The organism is Devosia sp. 67-54, assembly GCF_001899075.1.
Taxonomy (GTDB): domain Bacteria; phylum Pseudomonadota; class Alphaproteobacteria; order Rhizobiales; family Devosiaceae; genus Devosia_A.
Window position 1 is genome coordinate 272658 of sequence record NZ_MKVA01000005.1, and the last position, 20193, is coordinate 292850.

General features: G+C 67.6%; 20 protein-coding genes and 1 tRNA gene. 10 read left to right on the forward strand and 11 right to left on the reverse strand.

Annotation, left to right across the window (positions count from 1 at the left end; translation table 11 throughout):
• Window positions 1–114 precede the first annotated feature (114 nt).
• Genes BGO82_RS06350 through BGO82_RS06370 form a run of 5 tightly spaced genes read left to right on the forward strand, consistent with a single transcriptional unit; the run spans window position 115 to window position 5553 of the window.
• Window positions 115–1242, forward strand: a complete 1128-nt coding sequence (locus tag BGO82_RS06350) for an ABC transporter substrate-binding protein (RefSeq protein ID WP_291304720.1) — start codon at window positions 115–117, stop codon at window positions 1240–1242.
• Window positions 1243–1245: 3 nt separating this feature from the next.
• Window positions 1246–2163 carry a hypothetical protein gene (locus BGO82_RS06355; RefSeq protein ID WP_291304721.1) on the forward strand — a complete coding sequence of 306 codons (918 nt, stop codon included), beginning with the start codon at window positions 1246–1248 and terminating at the stop codon, window positions 2161–2163.
• Window positions 2151–2987 carry an ABC transporter permease subunit gene (locus tag BGO82_RS06360; protein WP_291304722.1) on the forward strand — a complete coding sequence of 279 codons (837 nt, stop codon included), beginning with the start codon at window positions 2151–2153 and terminating at the stop codon, window positions 2985–2987. The genes BGO82_RS06355 and BGO82_RS06360 overlap by 13 nt, the downstream gene beginning before the upstream one ends.
• Window positions 2984–4033 carry an ABC transporter ATP-binding protein gene (locus BGO82_RS06365; RefSeq protein WP_291304723.1) on the forward strand — a complete coding sequence of 350 codons (1050 nt, stop codon included), beginning with the start codon at window positions 2984–2986 and terminating at the stop codon, window positions 4031–4033. Before BGO82_RS06360 ends, BGO82_RS06365 begins: the two co-directional genes overlap by 4 nt.
• Window positions 4030–5553 carry an alkaline phosphatase family protein gene (locus BGO82_RS06370; RefSeq protein ID WP_291304724.1) on the forward strand — a complete coding sequence of 508 codons (1524 nt, stop codon included), beginning with the start codon at window positions 4030–4032 and terminating at the stop codon, window positions 5551–5553. The genes BGO82_RS06365 and BGO82_RS06370 overlap by 4 nt, the downstream gene beginning before the upstream one ends.
• 62 nt (window positions 5554–5615) lie before the next feature.
• Here the strand turns inward: BGO82_RS06370 and BGO82_RS06375 are convergent, their stop codons facing one another.
• From BGO82_RS06375 to phnA, 3 genes are read right to left on the reverse strand one after another with little or no spacing between them, the layout of a single operon-like run.
• The gene (locus BGO82_RS06375; protein ID WP_291304725.1) at window positions 5616–6995 is read right to left on the reverse strand and encodes an aspartate aminotransferase family protein; all 1380 of its coding nucleotides are present in this window, start codon (window positions 6993–6995) and stop codon (window positions 5616–5618) included.
• A 60-nt stretch (window positions 6996–7055) separates the two neighbouring features.
• Window positions 7056–8513, reverse strand: coding sequence for a phosphonoacetaldehyde dehydrogenase (phnY, locus tag BGO82_RS06380; RefSeq protein ID WP_291304726.1), 1458 nt, complete (start codon window positions 8511–8513; stop codon window positions 7056–7058).
• Between the two features lie 10 nt (window positions 8514–8523).
• Window positions 8524–9780, reverse strand: coding sequence for a phosphonoacetate hydrolase (phnA, locus tag BGO82_RS06385; protein ID WP_291304727.1), 1257 nt, complete (start codon window positions 9778–9780; stop codon window positions 8524–8526).
• 237 nt (window positions 9781–10017) lie between these two features.
• On the opposite strand from phnA, the gene BGO82_RS06390 reads away from it, so the two are divergent.
• A complete protein-coding gene (locus tag BGO82_RS06390) occupies window positions 10018–10950 on the forward strand; it encodes a LysR substrate-binding domain-containing protein (RefSeq protein WP_291304728.1) in 933 nt (310 codons plus the stop codon).
• Here the strand turns inward: BGO82_RS06390 and BGO82_RS06395 are convergent.
• The 5 genes from BGO82_RS06395 to BGO82_RS06415 all read right to left on the reverse strand — a co-directional run bounded on the left by BGO82_RS06395 (window position 10947) and on the right by BGO82_RS06415 (window position 15329).
• Window positions 10947–11186, reverse strand: a complete 240-nt coding sequence (locus BGO82_RS06395; protein WP_291304729.1) for a hypothetical protein — start codon at window positions 11184–11186, stop codon at window positions 10947–10949. The two genes, BGO82_RS06390 and BGO82_RS06395, sit on opposite strands and share 4 nt — an antisense overlap.
• Window positions 11187–11252: 66 nt before the next feature.
• Complete coding sequence (locus BGO82_RS06400; RefSeq protein WP_291304730.1) at window positions 11253–12086, reverse strand: carbohydrate ABC transporter permease; 834 nt, start codon at window positions 12084–12086, stop codon at window positions 11253–11255.
• Window positions 12083–12955, reverse strand: a complete 873-nt coding sequence (locus BGO82_RS06405; RefSeq protein WP_291304731.1) for a sugar ABC transporter permease — start codon at window positions 12953–12955, stop codon at window positions 12083–12085. The genes BGO82_RS06400 and BGO82_RS06405 overlap by 4 nt, the downstream gene beginning before the upstream one ends.
• Window positions 12956–13005: 50 nt before the next feature.
• Window positions 13006–14325, reverse strand: coding sequence for an extracellular solute-binding protein (locus BGO82_RS06410; protein WP_291304732.1), 1320 nt, complete (start codon window positions 14323–14325; stop codon window positions 13006–13008).
• Window positions 14325–15329, reverse strand: coding sequence for a nucleoside hydrolase (locus BGO82_RS06415; RefSeq protein WP_291304733.1), 1005 nt, complete (start codon window positions 15327–15329; stop codon window positions 14325–14327). The genes BGO82_RS06410 and BGO82_RS06415 overlap by 1 nt, the downstream gene beginning before the upstream one ends.
• Before the next feature lie 178 nt (window positions 15330–15507).
• Here BGO82_RS06415 and BGO82_RS06420 point away from each other — a divergent pair, with 178 nt between their 5' ends.
• The gene (locus tag BGO82_RS06420) at window positions 15508–16503 is read left to right on the forward strand and encodes a LysR family transcriptional regulator (RefSeq protein ID WP_291304734.1); all 996 of its coding nucleotides are present in this window, start codon (window positions 15508–15510) and stop codon (window positions 16501–16503) included.
• Here the strand turns inward: BGO82_RS06420 and BGO82_RS06425 are convergent.
• Window positions 16433–17428: an AraC family transcriptional regulator gene (locus BGO82_RS06425; protein WP_291304735.1), complete on the reverse strand. Its 996-nt coding sequence runs from the start codon at window positions 17426–17428 to the stop codon at window positions 16433–16435. The genes BGO82_RS06420 and BGO82_RS06425 overlap by 71 nt on opposite strands.
• A 429-nt stretch (window positions 17429–17857) precedes the next feature.
• Between BGO82_RS06425 and BGO82_RS06430 the strand changes: the two genes are divergently transcribed.
• From BGO82_RS06430 to BGO82_RS06440, 3 genes are read left to right on the forward strand one after another with little or no spacing between them, the layout of a single operon-like run.
• Entirely contained in the window at window positions 17858–18853 is a 996-nt protein-coding gene (locus tag BGO82_RS06430; RefSeq protein WP_291304736.1) for a DUF2336 domain-containing protein, read from the forward strand.
• Between the two features lie 12 nt (window positions 18854–18865).
• Window positions 18866–19495: a PilZ domain-containing protein gene (locus tag BGO82_RS06435; protein ID WP_291304737.1), complete on the forward strand. Its 630-nt coding sequence runs from the start codon at window positions 18866–18868 to the stop codon at window positions 19493–19495.
• 14 nt (window positions 19496–19509) lie between these two features.
• Window positions 19510–19758 (forward strand): hypothetical protein, encoded by a 249-nt coding sequence (locus BGO82_RS06440; RefSeq protein ID WP_291304738.1) that lies wholly within the window; start codon window positions 19510–19512, stop codon window positions 19756–19758.
• A 30-nt stretch (window positions 19759–19788) separates the two neighbouring features.
• Here the strand turns inward: BGO82_RS06440 and BGO82_RS06445 are convergent.
• Window positions 19789–19864 (reverse strand) — tRNA-Ile (locus BGO82_RS06445).
• 42 nt (window positions 19865–19906) lie between these two features.
• Window positions 19907–20164 (reverse strand): hypothetical protein, encoded by a 258-nt coding sequence (locus BGO82_RS06450; protein WP_291304739.1) that lies wholly within the window; start codon window positions 20162–20164, stop codon window positions 19907–19909.
• Between the last annotated feature and the right edge of the window lie 29 nt (window positions 20165–20193).

Genomic DNA, 20193 nt, shown 5'->3' on the forward strand with positions numbered 1-20193 from the left:
CTATGAGAAGATTTGAAATGTCGATTTTACAAATGATCCGACCGGCGAGACTGTTATCATCGCGGTCGTCCCAGAGCCTGTCCTCGGGGCGGGGGCCGCTTGGGAGAATGCATCATGAAATCAATTCGAACTGGAGTCTCGCGCCGCGACGTGCTGCGCGGAGGAACTGCACTTGGCGCATTGGCTGCGTTCGGGCTGCCGCAGCTGGCGGTGGGGTCGGCCAACGCCGCGACGATGGAGGACTGGGCGCTGCCGCCGGACCTTGAAAAGGCCAAGGTCGAGGGGCTGGAATATGCGAGCTACGGCATGCCCGACACCTGGGCCAATTACGGCGAAGTGCTGCAGAAGCTCGGGGCCCAGCTGGGCATCCAGATCCATCACACCGACACCGACATGAGCTCGCTCGAGGAGGTGACCAAGTACGACGCCGAGAAGGACAATCCTGTCGCCATCACCTCCGACATCGGCATCCTGTTCGGGCCCGTGGCGGACGCCAAGGGCGTGGTGCCGCCCTACACGCCGCCGAACGCAGCGCGCCTGCCGGCCGGCCTCAAGGGGCCGAATGGCGGGTGGGTCGCAACCTTCACGGGCGTGCCGACCATCATCACCAATACCGACGTCGTCAAGAACCCGCCCAAGACCTGGGAAGATCTGCTGAAGCCCGAATATACCGGCAAGGTGCAGTCGATCGATCCCAGCGCGGGTGGCGCGACCGACGTCGCCTTCTTCCTCGCCTGGGCTTACGCCTTCGGGGGTGACGAGAACAATTTCGACGGCGCCGTGGAGTACGCCAAGAAGCTGCTGGGCCAGTTCAGCGCGGTGTCGGCCAACGGCCAGACGCTGGAGAAGGGCGAGGTGCCCATCCAGCTGCAATGCGACTACAACGCCATCGCCGCCGCCAAGCGGCTCAAGGACAAGGGCATCAGCTCCGACGTGGTGGTGCCGGGCGTCTCCATCTATGCGCCCTATGCGATCATGGCCAACAAATATAACCTGGCCAAAATGAACATCGCCAAGCTCATGCTCGATTTCGTGCTGAGCGACGAGGGACAGACGGCGTTCGCCCGCTTCGGCGCACACCCGATCCGCGTCGCGCTCGGCGATCTGACGCTGCCCGACGACGCCAAGGCGAACTGGCTGCCCGACAGCATGTACGCCCAGGTCAAGAACATCCCCGACTGGTCCAAGGTCAGCCTGCAGCGGATTGCCGAAGTCTGGCAGTCGCAAGTGGCCGGCGGCTGAGGGATGGCCGACCAGCTCAGCTTCGGCCTGGCCTCGACGCGAGGCCGAAGCAGCCATCTGCGCCGGTTCGCCAGCCGCCTGCTCGTGTGGCTGGCGGACTGGTCGATGGCGCTGCCGCTGCTGATCGTGTCGGCGCTGATGCTCGTCGCGCCGATGGTGGCGATGTTCGCCGGCAGCTTCATCGACGGCAACGGCCAGATGTCGCTGGTGAACTGGAGCGACACGCTCGGCTCGGTCGCGAGCCAGCGTGCCATCGGCAACAGCCTGCTGCTCGGCGTCACCGTGGCCACCATCACGCTGATCATCGGCGGCCCGCTGTCGTGGCAGGTGTCGCGCATGCTGCGGCTCGGCCGCGCCTTCAGCCTCGGCCTGCTCAACGTGGCGGCCAATTTCAGCGGCATCGGCCTCGGCTTCGCCTTCGTCGCCGCGCTCGGCACCTACGGCATGGTGACCCTTGCCATGCAGGCGCTCGGCCTGCCGTTCTCGCCGGTGTCGCAGAGCTCGTTCTGGGGCATGGTGATCGCCTATGAATACGGCAACATCCCGCTGTTCGTGCTGCTGTCGCTGCCGGCGATGAGCCTGCTGCGCGACGAGTGGTGGGAAGCGGCGCAGACGGCGTCGGCGACCCGCTGGCAGTTCTGGCGCCACATCGGGCTCCCCATCCTGATGCCGCTGATGCTGGCCGACTGGTTGCTGATCTTCACCTGGTCGGTGGGCATGTACGGCCTGCCGCTCGCCTTGGTCGGCAGCGCGCCGCGGGCCTTCCGGCTGATCACGGTGGAAATGGGCCAGTCGATGGTCGGCTCGCTGTTCGGCGTCAACCACGTGCCGGTCTATGCCGTGATCCTGATGGTCATCGCCACGATCACGCTGCTCGCCTACCGGCTGATCGTCAGGAGGGCGATGCAGTGGCTCGTGTAGCTCGGCTCGCGCAGCGTATCCCCATCGTGCTGATGGCGATCTTCATCATCCTGCCGATGGTGGCGGTGCTGCTCTATTCCTTCGCCACGCGCTGGACGAGCAACATCCTGCCCGACGGCTATACGTTCGAGCACTGGATCGACGGCTTCACCGATGCGCGGTTCGCGGCGGTGCTGGTGCGCACGCTGCTGCTCGCCATCGCCTGCGCGGTGCTCGACCTGATCCTGGTCACTCCCGCGGTGTACTGGCAGAAGGTACGCAATCCGCGCATCCGGCCGTTCCTCGAGCTGGCGGCGGCGATACCGTTCGCCATTCCGTTCGTGGTGATCGCCTTCGGCCTGCTGGCGCTCAGCGGCCGCTTCGCCCCGCAATTGCAGGGTACGCTGTGGCTGCTGCTGCCGGCGCATGCGGCGGTGGCGTTCTCGTTCGTCTATTGGGCGGTCGACAGCTCGATGACCTCGGCAGGCGTCGCCCGCCTCAGCGAGGCGGCACGGACGTGCGGAGCCGGCCCGATGACCATTCTGTGGCGGGTGGTGCTGCCCAATATCGGCCCCGGCATCGCCAGCGGCGCGCTGCTGGCGTTCGGCGCGAGCTTCAACGAAATCGCCCTGGTGCAGATGCTGGTGGGCAACCGCTTCGAGACGGTGCCGCTCTACATGCTGAACCTGCTCAAGGGCTCCAACGCCGATTTCAACCTTCTGGCGGTGATGACCAGCGTGACCTTCCTCGTCACCCTGGTCCTGTCGATCGCGGTCGTCTACGTCAATGGCGGCGCCACGACGCAACTGGCCAACACCAACCCAGGTCGAAGGGAAACGCAATGAGCAGCATCACGCTGCGCGGCGTCAGCCGCCACTATGGTCCGGTGGTCGCGCTGGACGAAGTCAACCTCGAGGTGGAGGCGGGCGAGTTCATCGCCTTGCTCGGCAGCTCCGGCTGCGGCAAGACCACGACGCTGCGCTGCATCGCCGGGCTCACGCAGCCCTCGGCCGGCCGCATCTTCTTCGGCGACCAGGACGTCACCGACGTGCCGACCCGGCTGCGGCCCATCGGCATGGTGTTCCAGAGCTACGCGCTGTTTCCCAACATGACGGTGCGGCAGAACATCGCCTTTCCGCTCGCGGTGCGCGGCCGGCGCGGCAGCGAAGTGGAGCGGCGGGTCGACGAATTGCTGGAGCTGGTCGACCTGGTCGAGTTCGCCGGCCAGCATCCCAACCAGCTCTCGGGCGGGCAGGCGCAGCGCACGGCGCTGGCGCGGGCGCTGGCGCCGTCGCCGGCGGTGCTGCTGCTCGACGAGCCGCTTTCCGCCCTCGACGCCGTGGTGCGCCTGCATCTGCGCGACGAGATCCGGCGCATCCAGCAGCAGGTGAAGATCACCGCCTTGCTGGTGACGCACGACCAGTCGGAGGCGCTGGCGGTCGCCGACCGCGTGGTGGTGATGAGCAAGGGGCGGATCGAGCAGGTGGCAACGCCGGCCGAGCTCTACGAAACGCCCGCGACGCTGTTCAGCGCGAGCTTCATCGGCAACCGCAACGCCATCGAGCTGCCGGTGGTGGACGGGCGGATCCGCCTGGGCGGCGCCTTCGACCTGCCGAGCGGCGTCAAGGCCGATACGGCGCTGGTGTTCGTGCGCGCCGAGGACGTGCGGCTGGCCGGCGAGGGGAGGGGACACCCGGCGCGCGTCGAAAGCCGCATCTTCCAGGGGTCGACGACGCGCTTCTACCTGTCGGTCGATGCCGGCTTCGGCCCCATCCGGCTGCGGGCCGACTGGCCGAGCCGCGATGCGGCGTCGGTGCAGACCGGCGACACCGTCCGGCTCTACGTCGATCCGGCCGACGCCCGCGTCTTTGCACCCGAGGCGCGCCCATGACGACGCCGGGCCTCAACGTTCTCCTCATCACCGCGGATCAGTGGCGCGGCGACCTCCTGGGCGCCGCCGGGCATCCGTTCGCCAGCACGCCGCATCTCGATGCGCTCGCCGCGGATGGCACCCGGTTCGCGCGCCACTACTGCCAGGCCTACCCCTGCGGTCCGGCACGCGCGTCGATGCTGACCGGCCTTTATCCGCACAAGCACCGCAGCATCCAGAACGGCGTTCCCCTGGATGCGCGCCATCCCACGCTGTTCAAGGAGGCGCGGCGCGGGGGCTACCGGCCGCGGCTGTTCGGCTATTCCGACACCACCCTCGATCCGCGCGGCCGGCCGGAGCTCGACCCCGATCGCGGCGACTACGAAAATGTGTGCCCCGGCCTCGATGTCGACACGCTGCTGACCGAGCGCGCCGTCTCCTGGCTCGCCGACCTCCTGGCCAAGGGCTACGACGTCGACCCGGATGGCGGGCGGGATGCGGTGTTTGCGGCGCGCGGTCCGGGCGAGCCGCCGCTGTTTTCCGCCGAGGACAGCGAGGCTGCGTTCCTCACCGACCGTTTCCTGCTGTGGCTTGCGGCCGCCGGGTCGCGCCCGTGGTTCGCGCATCTCTCCTACATTTCCCCGCATCCGCCGTTCGCGGCCGCACCGCCCTATGACACGCTCGTCGATGTCGGCCAGGTGCCGCTGCCGAAGCGGGGCGCGGCGCCCGAGACCGAGGCCGCGCAGCATCCCTTCATCGCCGCGCTCTACGACCAGATGGATGCCGGCCATTTCGTCCCCGGCCTCAACGGGCGCTCGCGGGACGTGAGCGACGACATGATCCGGCGGATACGCGCGATCTATGCCGGCCAGGCGGCGGAGGTCGACCATCACATCGGCCGCATCGTCGCGGCGCTGACGGCGAGCGGTGCCCTCGAGCGGACGCTGGTGATCTTCACCTCCGACCACGCCGAGCAGCTGTTCGACCACTGGATGCTGGGCAAGGCCGGGTATTTCGACCAGTCCGCGCACGTTCCGCTCATCATCCGCCATCCGGGCGCGCTGGCGCGGGCGCATCGCGGCCGGACCGTGCAGCAGTTCACCGAATCGATCGACCTGATGCCGACGATCCTCACGGCCATCGGCGTCACGCCGCCGCGCAATTGCGACGGCCACAGCCTGTTGCCGTACTGCTTCGGGGAGGCGCCGGCCGGCTGGCGCGACGAGGTGCATTGGAGCACCGATTTCCGGGACATCGAAACGCGCCGCATGGAGCAGCAGTTCGGGTTGCCGTCGGAGTGGTGCAATTTGCAGGTGATCAGGACCGAGCGCTTGAAATACGTGCACTTCGCAGGCCTGCCGCCGGTCCTGTTCGACCTCGAGGACGATCCGGACGAGCTGGTCAACCGGGCCGACGATCCCGCCGCCCGTCCCCTGAAGCTCGAGGCGCTCGACCGGCTGCTGACCTGGCGGCAGCGCAACGAGGAGCGGACGCTTACGGGCTATCTCGCCCGCGCCGGACGCTATTTCGAAGAGACGTAAGCGGTCCCGGACTCCGGCTCGGCGGCCGCCCCGCATTGCTCGCGGCTCGCGGCCGCGGGCGATCAGGCCATGCCGGTTTCAGCCAGGATCGCGTCTTCGACGATGCCCAGGGCGCGGTCGAGGTCCTGCCGCGAAATCACCAGCGGCGCCGACAGGGTCAGCACGTTGCCGCCGCTCACCTTGAAGTTCAGCCCGTTCTCGAGGCAGCGATAATAGATGCGTTCGGCGCGGTCGCGCGCCTGGGCGCGGGTGGCGCGATCCTCGACGATCTCGACGCCCAGCAGCAGGCCGCGCCCGCGCACGTCGCCGACATGGGGCGAGCGCGTCGTCAGCTCGCGCAGCCGCGCCATCGCCGCCGCTCCGAGCTCGGACGCGCGCTCCACCAGGCCGTCCTCGCGGATGATCTCGATGGTGGTCAGGGCGGCGCGCGTCGTCACCGGATTCTTTTCGTGCGTATAGTGGCCGATCGCGAAATCGCCGGCGACATCGAGGTCGTGGCGGGCGATCATCGCCGCGATCGGCAGGATGCCGCCGCCGAGCGCCTTGCCGAGCACCATGATGTCGGGCACGACGCCCTCGTGCTCGGAGGCGAAGAAGCGGCCGGTCTTGCCCAGCCCGGTCGGGATCTCGTCGAAGATCAGCAGCGCGCCGTGCCGGTCGCAGGCCTCGCGCACGCGCCGCCAATAGCCGGGCGGCGGCAGATAGGGGATGGCCCGCATCGGCTCGGCGATCACCGCGGCGACGTCGCCCTCCTTCTCGAGCACGTACGACACCATGTCGGCGCAGGCGAGGCCGCAGCTCTCCGGGCCGGCGTGCTTGAACGGGCAGCGATAGCAGGCGAACGGCGCGACGTGCTCGGTGCCGGTCATCAGCGGGCCGGCGATGTGCGAGCGAAAGGTCGCCTCGCCGCCCACGCTCGCGGCCGCGAAGCCGGCGCCGTGGAAGGCATCCCAGAACGACACCGTCTTGAAGCGGCCGGTGGCGGCCCGGGCGAGCTTGATGGCGACTTCGATCGCGTCGGAACCGCCGGTGGTGAACAGCACCTTGTCCAGATTGCCGGGGGCGAGCTTGCCCAATGTCTCGGCGAGCTCCACCGCGGGCTCGCAGGTGAAGCGGCGCGGCGCGAACGACAGCGTGTCGAGCTGCTGCTTGATGGCGGCGACGAGCCGGGGGTGGGCGTAGCCGATGTGGTGGGCGCTGTTGCCGTGAAAATCCATGTAGCGGCGGCCCGCCGTGTCCTCGATCCAGATGCCCTCCGCCTTGGCGATGGTGGAGACGCAGGGGCTCGACAGGCTCTGGTGCAGGAAGGCGTCGGCGTCGCGTTCGAGCAGCGCGCGGGTGGCGTTGTGCTGTTCGCGCCGCGCAAACGACTGCCGTGCGGCCGAGGTGTTGGACTCCCCCTCGGCGTGGACGATGCCGGTGTCGCGTTCGCCTACACGCATGTGCAATCTCGGGGTTCGAGGCACGCGGCACACGGGCTCCGCGCGCCGGTACGCCGGGCGCTAGGCCCAGGGCAGGGAAAAAGTCTTGACATTGGTATAGCTCTTCATGGCCTCGACGACGCCTTCCTTGAAGCCGTTGCCGGAATCTTTGATGCCGCCGAAGGGAGACATCTCGGTGCGATAGCCGGGAACCTCCCAGATGTTCACCGTGCCGACGCGGAGGCCGGCGACGTATTTCTGGATGCGGCGGAAATCGTTGGTGCAAACGCCAGAGGACAGCCCGAACGGCGTGGAGTTGGAGAGCGCAATCAGCGCCGCGTCGTCATCGGGCACGCGCACGATCGGCACGATCGGACCGAACGTCTCCTGCATCACGAGATCGCTCGCATGCGGCACGCGGTCGACCACGATCGGCGGCAGCAGCGCGCCCGTCCGTCCCGGATGGTAGAGAATCTCGGCGCCCTGTTCGGCGGCCATCTCGACCCGGCGTTCGAACAGCGCCGCCGCCTTCTGGTTGACCACCGTTCCAAGCTGCGTGTCGGGCAGCAGCGGATCGCCGAAGCGGATCGCCTGGGCGCGCTCCAGCACCAGCGGCACGAAGCGGTCGGCGACGCGCTCCTGGCAGAGGATGCGCTTGACGGCGGTGCAGCGCTGCCCGGAATTCCGCGTCGCGCCGGCGACCGCGAGATCGGCCGCCCGCGCCAGGTCGGCATCGTCGAGGTCGTCGAGCACGATCAGCGGATCGTTGCCGCCCAGCTCGAGCACCTGGCGGCGGTAGCCGGCGGTCGCCGCGATCATCTTGCCCACCGGCACGCTGCCGGTGAAGGTGACGAGCTCGACATTGGGGTTGGTGATCATCTCGGCGCCGATGTCGGCCGGCCAGCCGGTGACCACCGAGAGCATCTGCGGCGGCAGGCCGGCCTCGTAGAGGATGTCCGCCAGCAGCAGCGCGGTGATGGGCGTCGCCTCGGCCGGCTTGACCACGACGCAATTGTTGGTGGCGATCGCCGGGGCCACCTTGTGCGCCACCATGTTGAGCGGATGGTTGAACGGCGTGATGGCCGAGATCGCGGTCAGCGGCTCGCGCAGCGTGAAGATCTTGCGCGCCCGCCCATGCGGGGTGAGGTCGCAGGCATAGACCTCGCCGTCGTCGTGGATCAGCGCCTGCCCGGCGAGGGTGAAGACGTCGAAGGCGCGCCCGACCTCGTACAGCGAATCCTGCCGGGAGATGCCGAGCTCGAGGCTGATGCAGGTAGAGAGCTCGTCCCGCCGCGCGTCGAGCATTTCGGCGGTCCGCAGCAGGATGCGCTGCCGCTCGTAGCGGGTGAGCGTCGCGCGGAAGCCCGCCGCCGCGGCAAAGGCGTCGCGGGCGTGCCGCGCGCTGCCCGCCGGCACCGTTCCCACCAGATGGTCGTCATAGGGGTGGCGGATTTCGATCACCGCATCGGCGTCGACCGAACGGCCGGCGATCCGCATGGGATGGTGACGGGCAGGGAAGTGGCGGGCCGGCTCGGACATCGGTCCCTCGCTACCTGGCGACGCGGGTGGCGGCCACGGCGTAGTAGAACGCATCGAAATTGCGCAGCACCGGCGCGTCGGGCAGGTCGGGAAGCCGCCGGTTGACGATGAAGGGCACGCGCTGCTCGGTCAGCCCGCCATGCGAGCGCAGCGGTTCCTTGAGCGCCGCGAGATCGTGCCGCGCCGCGCTGGTGCCGATCGTCTTGTTCTCGCTCGAGATCAGCACCAGATCGCCCATGCGGTCCTCGGGCAGCTCGAAGCGGGCGCAGGCCTGCTGGCGGTCGAGCACCAGGTCGAGCCCCGCGACCCCGCGCAGGCGTTCGATCAGCGCCGCCCGGTCGACCGAGTCCGGCAGGTACGCGGTGGCGAAGGATCCGAGCGCCCCGTGGTGGACGACATAGGGGTCGGTGATCGGCAGGATCACGCGCGCGGCGCCGGCGCCGAGCCACGTGTCCAGCAGGTCCTGCAGGTAGATCACGTCCGGCGTCCCGTCGGCCTTGTGCTTGGGCTTCATGCCGTGGTCGGCGGTCACCACCACCGCGGCGCCGAGCGCGTCCAGCTCGCCCAGATAGTGGTCGAACATGGCGTAGAAGGCGTTGGCCTGCGCGGTACCGGGGGCGAATTTGTGCTGCACGTAGTCGGTGGTGGTCAGGTACATGATGTCCGGCCGGAACTCGCGGAGCAGCTTCACTCCGGCGGCGAACACGAACTCGGACAGCTCCGCCGAATAGACCTCGGGAACGGGGCGATCCAGCCAGGCCGAGGCGTTGTCGATGCCGTTGCCGGCAAGCGTGGTGGCGCCGGCGCGTTCGGCCGAAAAGCACACCGCGCGATCGGGGAAGGCGAGGCCGTGGCCGAGCAGCGCCCTGAGCTTGTCCTTGGCGGTCACCACCGCGACGCGGGCGCCGGCGTCGAAGAACCCCTTGAACAGCGTCGGCGCGCGCAGGAATCTCGGATCGTTCATCATCACCTCTTCGCCGGTGGCCGGATCGTAGAGGTAGTTGCCGCAGATGCCGTGCACGGCCGGGGGGCGACCGGTGGCGATCGACAGATTGTTGGGGTTGGTGAAGCTCGGCATGGCGCTATGGGCAAAGCGGACCGTGCCGCGCTGCTTGATGTCCACCAGGTTGGGCATGAGCCCGGCGGCGATGGCGGTGTCGAGATAGGCCGGCTCGCAGCCGTCGAGGCAGATGGCGATGGCGGGCACGTCCGGCCAGTCATAGCTCCGGCCGTTGATGGTGATGGCGTTCCGTCCCAGCTCGCTCATGCGTCGCTCCCAGTGAGTCCGAGCCGTTCGGCGTGCCGCTGCCAGGCGAGGCGAGCGGCCAGAACTCCATTTTCAAGCGACGGTGGCAGCCGTCCCATTATTTGTAAAATCGTTATTTCATATTTTGTGATTGGAAAATCCGATAGTTGGTCGGCTAGATCGCTGCCGCCGATCGGGCCGGAAAGAGCGCCGGTTTCCGCCGACCGGCATCGTCTGCGTCGCTCGTCGGAGATCACATTGCGCTACGTTCAGCTCAGGGCCTTCCACCATGTCGCCGTCTGCGGCGGCTTCTCGCGCGCCGCCGAGGCGCTGCACCTGACGCAGCCGGCCATCTCCGACCAGGTGCGCAAGCTCGAGGAGGAGTACGACGTGCTCCTGTTCAACCGGCTCAAGAAGCAGGTGACGCTGACGCAGGCCGGGCAGAACCTGTTCGAAGTCACCAAGCGCATGTTCGACGTCGAGCAGCAGGCGCTCGGCCTGCTGTCGGAATCGCGCAGCATGCGGCTGGGCACGCTGCGGATCGTGGCCGACGCCCCGCACCATCTGCTGCGCATCCTCGCGCGCTACCGCAGCAAATATCCGGGCGTGCGCATCCTGCTGCATTCGGGCAATTCGGAGACGGTGGTCGAGAGCCTCTATGCCTACGAGGCCGACATCGGCGTGCTCGGGGATTTCCCGAGCGGCCGCGACTTCCTCACGGTGAAACTCCATTCCACGCCGATCATCGCCTTCGCCGCCGCGGACCACCCGATCGCGAAGAAAGGCAGGACGACGCTCAAGGAGCTCGCCAGCCAGCCGCTGGTGATGCGCGAGCGCGGCTCGATGACGCGGCAGCGGCTCGAGGAGACGGCGCGCGCGCAGGGCGTCGAGCTGAAGCCGATCATCGAGGCGGAAGGGCGCGAGGCGGTGCGCGAGATCGTGGCCTCGGGCGGCGGCATCGGCTTCGTCTGCGCCGCCGAGTTCAGCCCCGACAACCGCGTGGTGGCGATCCCGATCGACGGGGCGAGCATGCTGATGGACGAAGGGCTGATCTGCCTGCGCGAACGCGGCGGCAACCAGCTGGTCCGCGCCTTCTTCGAAACGGCGCTCGAAAGCCGCGACTCCGAAGAGACCGCCGTCAAACCCGCATCCCGAAAGCCCCATGCGAGGAGCAGGAGCGCGCGGGCCTAGGCAAAGCGCTCGAGCAGGCGCTGCCGTGTTTCGGCGGGAATGAAGGCGACCGCGAGGGCGTTGCGGTTTGCCGCGGCGAACTCGTCCGCTCCCCAGCCGAAGGTCTTGTGCAGGCGCTCGTATTCGTCGGCGAGGGTCAGGTCGGTGGGGCCGCGGGCGTCGGTGTTGACGCTCAGGGCCACGCCGAGCCGGCGCAGGCGATCGATGGGGTGGTCCTCTCCAAGCTCATCGAGCAATCGAGATGCAGATGCAGCTCCACCTTGGGAAGCGCCGCAATGTCGTCGCGCGTCATGCCGCCCGTCCTAGCCCTTTATGCCCGCCGACGACAGGCCCTGCACATAGTAGCGCTGCAGCGGCAGCAGCAGCACGATGGGGATCAGCGCGGTGACCACCGCCACGGCGAAGAGCTGGTTCCAGAAGGTCTGGTATTGCTGCTGGAAGGCGGCCATCCCGACCTGGATCACCTTGAACTGCTGGCTCGGCATCGCCAGCAGCGGCCACAGGAAGGCCTCCCACTGGAACACGAACAGCAGCAGCCCGGCGCTGATGCAGGTGGGGATCGAGAGCGGCACATAGATCCGCCACAGGATGTCGAACCAGGTGGCGCCGTCGATCTGGGCCGCCTCGAGATAGTCGGACGGCACCTGCCGGAAGAACTGGTAGAACAGGAACACCGCAAGGCCGTTGGCGACGCTGGGCACGATCAGGGCGGCGATGTTGTCGACCCAGCCCAGTTGCAGCGTCACCGAATAGAGCGGCAGCGCGATGGCCTCGAATGGCAGCATGAAGCTGACGATGACGAAGGCGAGCACCAGGCCTTTGCCCTTGAAGTCGAACAGCGCGAAGGCAAAGCCGGCGGCGCCGTTGACGACGATCCCGGCGATCACCGTCACCACGGCGACCAGCAGGGTATTGGCGATGATGAGGCCAAAACCCTGGTCGAGGATGCCGCTATAGGCCTCGAGCGAGAAGGGCACGGGGATCAGCGCCTTGGGAGTGAAGGGGAAAAGGTCGGCGAAGACTTCGCTGTTCGGCCGCAGCGACGACACGATCGCCCACCACAGCGGCAGCACGAACACGAAGGCGATGGCGATGTAGGCGAGGTGCCTGAGGCCGAGGGCAGCGCCGCGCTTCATGATGCTGCCTCCGTGCGGCGGGAGAGCAGCCGGAACTGCAGGCCGACGATCAGCAGCAACAGCAGCACCAGCACCACGATGATCGCCATCGCCCGTCCCATGTCGCCGAAGATGAAGCCGGATTTGTAGGCCTCGTACATCAGCACGTTGGTGGAATCCGCCGGGCCGCCCTGGGTCAGCATGAAGATGGGGGCAAACAGCAGGAAATTGATGGACACGTCGGCCACCAGCACGAACAGCAGCGTCGGCCGCAGCAGTGGAACCGTGATATAGACCAGCCGCTGCCAGGCGCGGGCGCCGTCGATCCGCGCCGCGTCGTAGATTTCGGGCGAAATGTTCTGCAGGCCGCCGACGATGAAGATCATCCAGTACGAGATGCCCTTCCAGGTGGCGATGGCGATGATCGAATAGAGCGCCAGGCCTTCGGAGGTCAGCCAAGGTTGCGCCGGCAGCCCGGCGACATTGAGCAGGCCGTTCACCAGCCCGTCCGGCGTCAGCATGATGCGCCAGATGATCACCGCGGTCGGCAGCGACACGCCGATCGGAATGAGAAACAGCACCCGGTAGAGGGTGATGCCGCGGAACTTCTGCACGTAGAGCAGCGCCAGCCCGAGCGCCAGCGCGATCTGGATGGGGTTCATCAGCAGGTTGAACCACAGCGTCACCTGCAGCGATTTCCAGAACGTCGTATCGGCGGCGAGCGCCAGATAATTGCCGATCCCGACGAAGATCGTGTCGCCCCTGACGACGTTGAACAGGCTGTCGGAGACGGCGAGCGCGATCGGATAGAGCCGGAACACCACCAGGCCGAGCAGCGCCGGCGCAAGGCACAGCACGGCGAAGAAGACGGGGGTTCGGCGTGTCGTCATGCAAGGCTCCGGGGGCGGAGCCCTCCCGCCGAAGCGGGAGGGCGATGGGCCTATTGGGCGACGCGCTTGGCGGCGGCCTCGAATTTCTGCACCGCGCTCTTGAGGGCATCGGCAACGGGCACGCCGTTGGAGATGTCGGTGAAGGCGGTGCGGAAGGCATCCTGCAACTGGCCATAGGCTGCCGTCACCGGCCGCGCCTTGGCGGTATTGAGCGAGTCATAGACGCCCAGGCGGAACACGTCCTGCGGGAAGGTGTCGAAGGCGGGCGAGGTGCTGATCTCGTCGAGCAGCGGCTTGTACACGGGCAACTGGTTCAGCGCCTTGAACCAGACGCGCGTGCCCTCGTCCGAGGTGGTGAGATATTTGGCGAAGTCGAACGCGTCCTGCTGGTCGGCGGAGGCGGCGTTGACGCCGACATACCAGCTGCCGGTCGGGGTCAGCACCTTGCCGCCCGCGAAATAGGGGTAGGGCGCAACGCCGTAATCGACGCTGGTGGCGCTGAGGATCGGCAGGTTCCAGGTGCCGCCGACGAACATCGCAAGCTTGCCGGTGGTGAACAGCTGCGCCGCCTCGCCATAGCCCAGCCCCTTCGGGCTCACGCCCCACTCGTTGTAGAGGTTGGACCAGTAGGTGGCGGCCTTCGTCCAGGCGGGGCTGTCGAGATAGCCCTCGGCGGTGACGCCGTCGGGCGCGATCACGTCGGTGCCCAGCGATTCACCGAAGGGCTGCAACTGGTAGAGCTCGGCGAACTGCTCGACGCTGAAGCCGTATTGCGTGGTGCGGCCATTGTCCTTCACCGTCAGCTTCCTGGCCGCATCAGCGATCTGCTCCCAGGTCCAGCGCTTGCTCGAGGCCAGCTCGTCGACCTGCTTCTGGCTCGCCGACTGCCCGGCCGTCAGCCCGTCCGGCGGCGTGATGCCGGCGGCCTTGAACAGCGCCTTGTTGTAGAACAGCACCTGCGCGGAATTGTTGATCGGCAGGGCGTATTGCGTGCCGTCATACTTGCCGGCATCGACGCTGGCCTGCACCAGGGTGGAGGTGTCGATCCCCTGGTCGATCTTGGACAGGAAGCCGCGCGACGCATAGCTCGCCACCAGCGGCGCATCGACATAGACGAGGTCGATGCCCTTGTCCTTGGAGCGCAGCCGCAGCTCGGCCACCTGGAAGAACTGGGCGAACGGATAGGATTGCAGCTTGATCTTGATGCCGGGATGGGCCGCCTCGTAGCTGTCGGCCACCGCCTGCATCGCGGTGGTGTCGCCACCTTCGATCACGATCATGTTGAGCGTCTTGTCCGCCGCCAGTGCGGAGGTGGCGAGCAGGCCGGCAGCAAGGCCGGCCATTGCCGCAGTCTTCCAGATCATCTTCATCATGCAGCCCCTTGGGTTCGCGTTTTGGACGTGGTGGCGTAGCGCTTCGCCGCCCAGATCAGCGCCTGGGTGACGAGGTCGGTGAACCGCGTGGTGTCGGCGCTCATGGCGACATCGACATTCATCGTGCGCGTGTCGTGCTTGCGATCCTGCGGCCTGAGATCGATCAGCGTCTGGCCGTAGCTTTCGCAATCGGCGACGATCACCTCGCCCGGCCGCGGCTCGACGGCGAAGATGTCCGGCTCGATCAAATAGGCGATCGTGCATGGATCGTGCAGGGGGGCGCCGCGCGGATCGGCGCCGGCAAAGGCATGATAGGTGCCGCAGTAGAACTGCATGATATCGGCGGCGGGATTGGGACCCGGCTGCGCCGCCCGCACCGCGTCGATGGCCGCCTGCGCCAGCCGCGTCTGGTGCGTGACGTTGAGGCCGAACATCACCAGCTTCACGCCGGACCTGAAGACGATGCGTGCCGCCTCGGCATCGGCCCAGATGTTGAACTCGGCCGCCGGCGTGACATTGCCCTCGGTGCTGGAGCCGCCCATGAACACGAGGCGCTTGATCTTGCCCGCCAGGTCCGGTCGCTTGGCGAGGACCAGCGCGGCGTTGGTCATCGGCCCGATGACCACCAGGGTGATTTCGCCCGGATGCGCCTCGACCCGCTCGATGATGGCGTCGACGGCATGCTGCCCCTGCGCCGCGCGCGTCGCCGGCGGCAGGTCGGCGCCGGCGCTGTCGAGGCCGCTCGGGCCGTGGAAGGCGGCGGGGAAGTCGTAGCGATGCAGCAGCGGCTGCACCGCCCCGGCATGGACCGGCACGTCGAGGCCGAACGCCTCGACGATGCGCAGCGCATTGTTGGTGGTGTTGGCGAGGGAGGCGTTGCCGCACACCGTGGTGATGGCCTCGAGCCGAATCCGGTCGTGCCAGGCCGCCAGCAGGATCGCCGCCATGTCGTCATGTCCCGGGTCGCAATCGATGATGACCCGTTCGGGAGCTTCCGCCATTGCTGTCCTGCCTGCTCGGATGATCCAGTAAAACTGCCGGGACTTTTTCCGTCCGAGGTCCGTTTTGGCTCCCCGGCGGCGGCCAAAAGTCCAAATTTCAAGGGGCAACGGTAGGATGGACGTGCCGCGCCCAATAGCCTAAATTTGGCCGGTCAGTTGACTTTTATTCAACGATTGAATGCTGCATCTGCTCAACGCCATTCGCGCCTTCGAGGTCGCCGCACGCCTGGGGAGCGTCAGCAAGGCCGCCGAGGAGCTGCGCGTGACGAGCGGCGCCGTCAGCCGCCACATCAAGAACCTCGAGGCCGAGTTCGGCATCCAGCTGTTCGAGCGCGGCAACAGGTCGTTGCGCCTCACGCCCGAGGCCGCCGCCTTCGCCGCGACCATCACCGAAGCCTTCGCCTCGATGACGCGCGGGGTGGAGCACCTGCGCGCCGCCTACCGGCAATCCACCATCATGCTGACGGCGCCCGACACGTTTCTGCTGCGCTGGCTGGTGCCGCGCCTCAACAGCCTCGATGCCGCGCTGGGCGGCAAGTCGGTGCGGCTGACGACGTGGACGCGCGAGATCAATCCGGCCGACCGGTCGATCGACGTCTATGTCGGCGTCGGCCCGCTGCTCGACATCGCCGGCCTGACGGTGATCGAGATCGGCGCGGAAACCTTCGGTCCGGTGGTGAGCCCGATGCTGCTGCGCGATCACGAGGTCACCGCGGATTATCTGTGGTCGCTCCCCCGCCTCGACATTCGCTGGCCCCCGGACATGTGGACCAACTGGGCGCGCGAGGCCGGCCATGTGCTGCCGCCGCGCGAGACCATCTGGTATGATACGCTGACCTACAGCGTGCAGGCGGCAGAAGCCGGGCTCGGCGTCGCCATCGGACCGGGCCCCGCCGTGTGGGACGCGCTCCAGCACGGCCGCCTCGTCGCCCCGCTCGGGCTGATCAGCCGGCCGGGCCGATGGTTCCTCGCCTGGCGCAGCGACCGCGCCGGATCGACCATGAATACCATCGCACGATGGTTCCAGCACGAGATGCAGCGGTCGGCAGCGCAAGGGCTGGCCGGGGTTCCCGAGGCCGACGGCCAGGGACCGGTCCGATCGGCTATTGGCCGCGCCCGGCCTTCCGGAATTCCCGGGGCGACGTCCCGGTCCAGCGCCGGAAGGCGAGGGTGAACGGCGGCGACGTGGAATAGCCGAGGAGCCCGGCGACATTGGCGATCGGAGCGTTGGAGGTTCCAACCATCCGCGTCGCCATGTCCTGGCGGACCTTTTCGAGCACTTCGGAAAACGACGTGCCCTCCTGCTGCAGGAGCCGCTGCATCTTTTTCGGACTGAGGCCGAGCGAGTTGGCGATGAAGTCGAGATTGCAATAGCCGGTTCCCATCACGCTCGGAATGGCGAGCGCCACGGTGGCACGAATTGTCTGGTCGTAGATCGGCGTCTGGCCGATGCGCCGCCGCACATAGCGGGAGACCAGTCCGCGCACCGGCCTCGGCCGCCCGCCCGCCTGCGCCGCGAGGTACGCCCTGTCGAGCAGCACCTCGTCGTGCTCGGCGCCGAACTCGACCTCGCAGCGAAACAGGGTCCGGTGCGGCGTGACGTCTGCCGGCGCACAGTGCCGGAACCGCACCGCCATCAGCTCGGCGTCGATGCCGGTCCCGCCCCGGGCGAGCCTGACGCAATTGGCGACGCTCAGTTCCATGACCTGCCTGGGGGAGAATTCCGAATCGTCCGTCCGGTAGCGGACGATCACGTGCGGTTGGGCGGGATCGTTGATCAATTGCAGGCTGTAGGCGTCGGTGTGCAGGCGCCAGTATTGCAGCCCGAGCCTGAACCACTCTTCGAACGTCTCGCTGAATGCCGCCATCAGCATGATGGGCCCCGCATTGGGGAAGTCCGAGGGCAGCGTGCCCGACCAGGTCAGGGCGAAGGACGGCATGGCGAGGCGATCGGCGGCGAGTTCCAGCGCCATGGCCAGCCTGCGCCAGGAGATGAACTGGTCGCCGTCGGTGAGGCAGGACGGGTCGAGCCCGGCGTCGCGCACGAGTTCGATCGGATCGCCGCCGCGGGCGCGCACGAGGTCCGCAAAGCCGTACATGATCGTGCTGCGGATGTAGCGGTCCTTGGCGCGTCGTCGGCGTCTCGCGGCAAAATTCAATGCAGATGGTCCGGTGCGTCTCGCGGCGATGCCCGGCCGAGCGCGACTCCTTCGCGTCGTGGGCACCTGCGCCGAACTCTATCCACGCGACAGCAAGAACGGGATGCGTCAGATCAATCTGACCGACCATGTTTGCTTGGCTCGCCGAGGTTGTGTCCTGAAATATGAACTCGCTCGGTCCTGCGGTGAAGTTATGCCGTTTCTGCAGGACTGTCGCGCCAGGCCCGAAACATTTCATTTACGCCGGAAACGCTACCGTGGGCTCGCGTCAACAACTCCTCACAAACAGCTATGCTCGAACGATTAATTGATCTCGCTGCGCAAGCCGACAGCGACAGCCGTCGCGACTTGCTTAGAAGCATAGCAGATATGTTCTACAACAATGGCCGCGACCACATCGCCGAGAGCGAGGTCAGGCTGTTCGCCGATGTCGTGGGCCGCGCCCTCGAGGACATGAGCGAAGAGCATCGCGAGGAATTCTCCGATCGGGTCGCGTCCGATCCGCGCACGCCGCGCGATCTTGCGCTGCGGCTCGCCGGCGACACGGCGGTGGTCGCCGCTCCGGTTCTCGGGCGGTCGCCGGTCCTCACCGACGACGACCTGATTTCCATCGCGAGCTCCAAAGGCACCGGCCATCGCCTGGCGATCTCCAGGCGCGAGCACGTCAGTGCGCGCGTCACCGATGTCCTGATCGACTTCGAAGAGACCGAGGTGATGCTGTCGCTGCTCGACAACCAGACGGCGCGGACCTCGCCGGCCGGCATGAAAAAGCTCGCCGGCCACGCCGAAAACATCGCCGAGCTGCGCGAGAAGCTCTGTCGCCGCGACGACGTCCCGCAATCGATCCTGCAGCGGATCATGCCGCTGCTCAGCGAGGAGGCGCGCGAACGCGCCGAGCTGCTGCTCGAGAGCGGCAACGAGCAGTTGAGCGGCGTCATGGCGCAGGCCGGCACCTCGCTCGCGGTCGAACGCGCCGAGCGGGCGCGCCGGCGGCTGGCGATCAAGGCCATGGCGCAGCGGGTCGCGTCGGGGGCGCTCGGCCTCGATGCCTTCGTGGCGGATCTGGCGTCCCAGAACCGGCCGCTCGACCTCGCCCTCGGCCTGTCGTCGGTTGCAGCGCTGCCCGAACGGCAGGTCGCCAACGCGGTGATCTCGCTCAGCGCCGAACCGCTCGCGCTCGTCTGCAAAGCCCTCGACATGACCCCGGCGTCGTACCGGATCGCGGAGGGCATGCGCCGCGAAAGCATGCGGCTCAGCCGCGAGGTGCCGGCGGCATCGCTCGAGCAATATGGCAGGCTCGACGTCGCGACCGCGCGGCGCGGCGTGCGCTTCGTCCAGGTTCGCGCCAACGTGGCCGCCGGCTAGCGCAGGTCGACCATGCCCCCTCGAACGCGATTCGCCGCCCCGCAGGACATCCGCTATGTCGGCCCCATCGGCGGCCGCTACAGCCTCGCACCGGCCGACGGCCCCGACGCGGGAAAAGCCGAAATCTACGCCTGCCGCGCGGTCAGCCTGTCGCCGACCAACGCCGTGCTGACGGTTCCGGTCGTTGCCCCCGCCGGCCGCCAGATCGTGCTCATGCTCGACCATATCGGGCTCATCCGCGGCACCGTCTCGCGCTCGGCGAAGGCCGACCTGCACGTCGCGATCACGGCCACCGCGGCGGAGCGCGAGAAGCTCGCGGCGAAGATCAACTGGCTCAAGAAGCACCGCCACAACCAGGCGGACAATGCGCGCGATGCAAAGCGCTGGCGTCCGAAAAATCCCAAGGGCGTCTTCTGTCTCGACGATGGCTCGGAACATCCGTGCTTCATCGTCGATGTCTCGGCGTCCGGCGCCGCCATCTCCGGCGGGGTCGTGCCCGCAATCGGCACGCCCGTCCGTCTCGGCGAGCTGCCCGGCGTGGTGGTCCGCCACACGGAAACCGGATTCGGAATCCGCTTCCAGGCGACGCAGCAGCAGAGCGGGCTCGAGGCCAGCATCGGCGCCCGGCCGACCACACCATAGGCGCCACGCATCATATGAAGTCGACCTTCGTCGTCACCTGGACCGGCATCGCAACCTGGGCCGGCCCCACGGGCACACTCGACAGTGCCGCCCGCGCGCTGGCCGTGGCCATGGGCATGAGGAGCCTCGGCATGCGCGACATCGTCATCCGCGAGGACCGGCCCGACGGCGCCTGGCGCACGCTCACCCTCGCCGAACTGGACGCCCTGGCGCAGGAGGAAAACGCCCCGCCCAGGCAACGGCATGACCCCGCCGCACCTTAGGCGTGGTGAGACTAAACGAAGAAAAAGCGTTGGTGGGCCCGGCAGGACTCGAACCTGCAACCAGACCGTTATGAGCGGTCGGCTCTGACCATTGAGCTACAGGCCCCGGGGCGCCTCATAGCAGGCGGCCGGTTAAGGGCAAACGAAATCAGCCGTTGCGGGTGGCGTCCTCGATCTGGGCCAGCTCGGCCTCGGCCCGCAGGGCGCGGTCGCGCCAGTCCTCGATGGTGAGGCCGTCGAGCCGGGCAGCGGCGAGGGGGGCGGCGGGCGCCTCGTCGGGCTCGGGCGTACGGTTCATCAGCCGCGCATGCAGCGCCCGGATATAGGCTTCGTCCTCGGAATCGAGCTTGCCCTGCCGCCAGGCCTCGAGCATTTGGTTGAGCTCGAGCGTGGTCTCGTCGTTCATGTCTCCGCGGGCCAGAAGTTCTGCAACGA

Coding starts and splice junctions, on each gene's coding strand:
- BGO82_RS06350 (WP_291304720.1), top strand. CDS start 115: ATGAAATCAATTCGAACTGGAGTCTCGCGCCGCGACGTGCTGCGCGGA.
- BGO82_RS06355 (WP_291304721.1), top strand. CDS start 1,246: ATGGCCGACCAGCTCAGCTTCGGCCTGGCCTCGACGCGAGGCCGAAGC.
- BGO82_RS06365 (WP_291304723.1), top strand. CDS start 2,984: ATGAGCAGCATCACGCTGCGCGGCGTCAGCCGCCACTATGGTCCGGTG.
- BGO82_RS06370 (WP_291304724.1), top strand. CDS start 4,030: ATGACGACGCCGGGCCTCAACGTTCTCCTCATCACCGCGGATCAGTGG.
- BGO82_RS06375 (WP_291304725.1), bottom strand. CDS start 6,995: ATGCGTGTAGGCGAACGCGACACCGGCATCGTCCACGCCGAGGGGGAG.
- phnY (WP_291304726.1), bottom strand. CDS start 8,513: ATGTCCGAGCCGGCCCGCCACTTCCCTGCCCGTCACCATCCCATGCGG.
- phnA (WP_291304727.1), bottom strand. CDS start 9,780: ATGAGCGAGCTGGGACGGAACGCCATCACCATCAACGGCCGGAGCTAT.
- BGO82_RS06400 (WP_291304730.1), bottom strand. CDS start 12,086: ATGAAGCGCGGCGCTGCCCTCGGCCTCAGGCACCTCGCCTACATCGCC.
- BGO82_RS06405 (WP_291304731.1), bottom strand. CDS start 12,955: ATGACGACACGCCGAACCCCCGTCTTCTTCGCCGTGCTGTGCCTTGCG.
- BGO82_RS06410 (WP_291304732.1), bottom strand. CDS start 14,325: ATGAAGATGATCTGGAAGACTGCGGCAATGGCCGGCCTTGCTGCCGGC.
- BGO82_RS06415 (WP_291304733.1), bottom strand. CDS start 15,329: ATGGCGGAAGCTCCCGAACGGGTCATCATCGATTGCGACCCGGGACAT.
- BGO82_RS06420 (WP_291304734.1), top strand. CDS start 15,508: ATGCTGCATCTGCTCAACGCCATTCGCGCCTTCGAGGTCGCCGCACGC.
- BGO82_RS06425 (WP_291304735.1), bottom strand. CDS start 17,428: ATGTACGGCTTTGCGGACCTCGTGCGCGCCCGCGGCGGCGATCCGATC.
- BGO82_RS06430 (WP_291304736.1), top strand. CDS start 17,858: ATGTTCTACAACAATGGCCGCGACCACATCGCCGAGAGCGAGGTCAGG.
- BGO82_RS06435 (WP_291304737.1), top strand. CDS start 18,866: ATGCCCCCTCGAACGCGATTCGCCGCCCCGCAGGACATCCGCTATGTC.
- BGO82_RS06440 (WP_291304738.1), top strand. CDS start 19,510: ATGAAGTCGACCTTCGTCGTCACCTGGACCGGCATCGCAACCTGGGCC.
- BGO82_RS06450 (WP_291304739.1), bottom strand. CDS start 20,164: ATGAACGACGAGACCACGCTCGAGCTCAACCAAATGCTCGAGGCCTGG.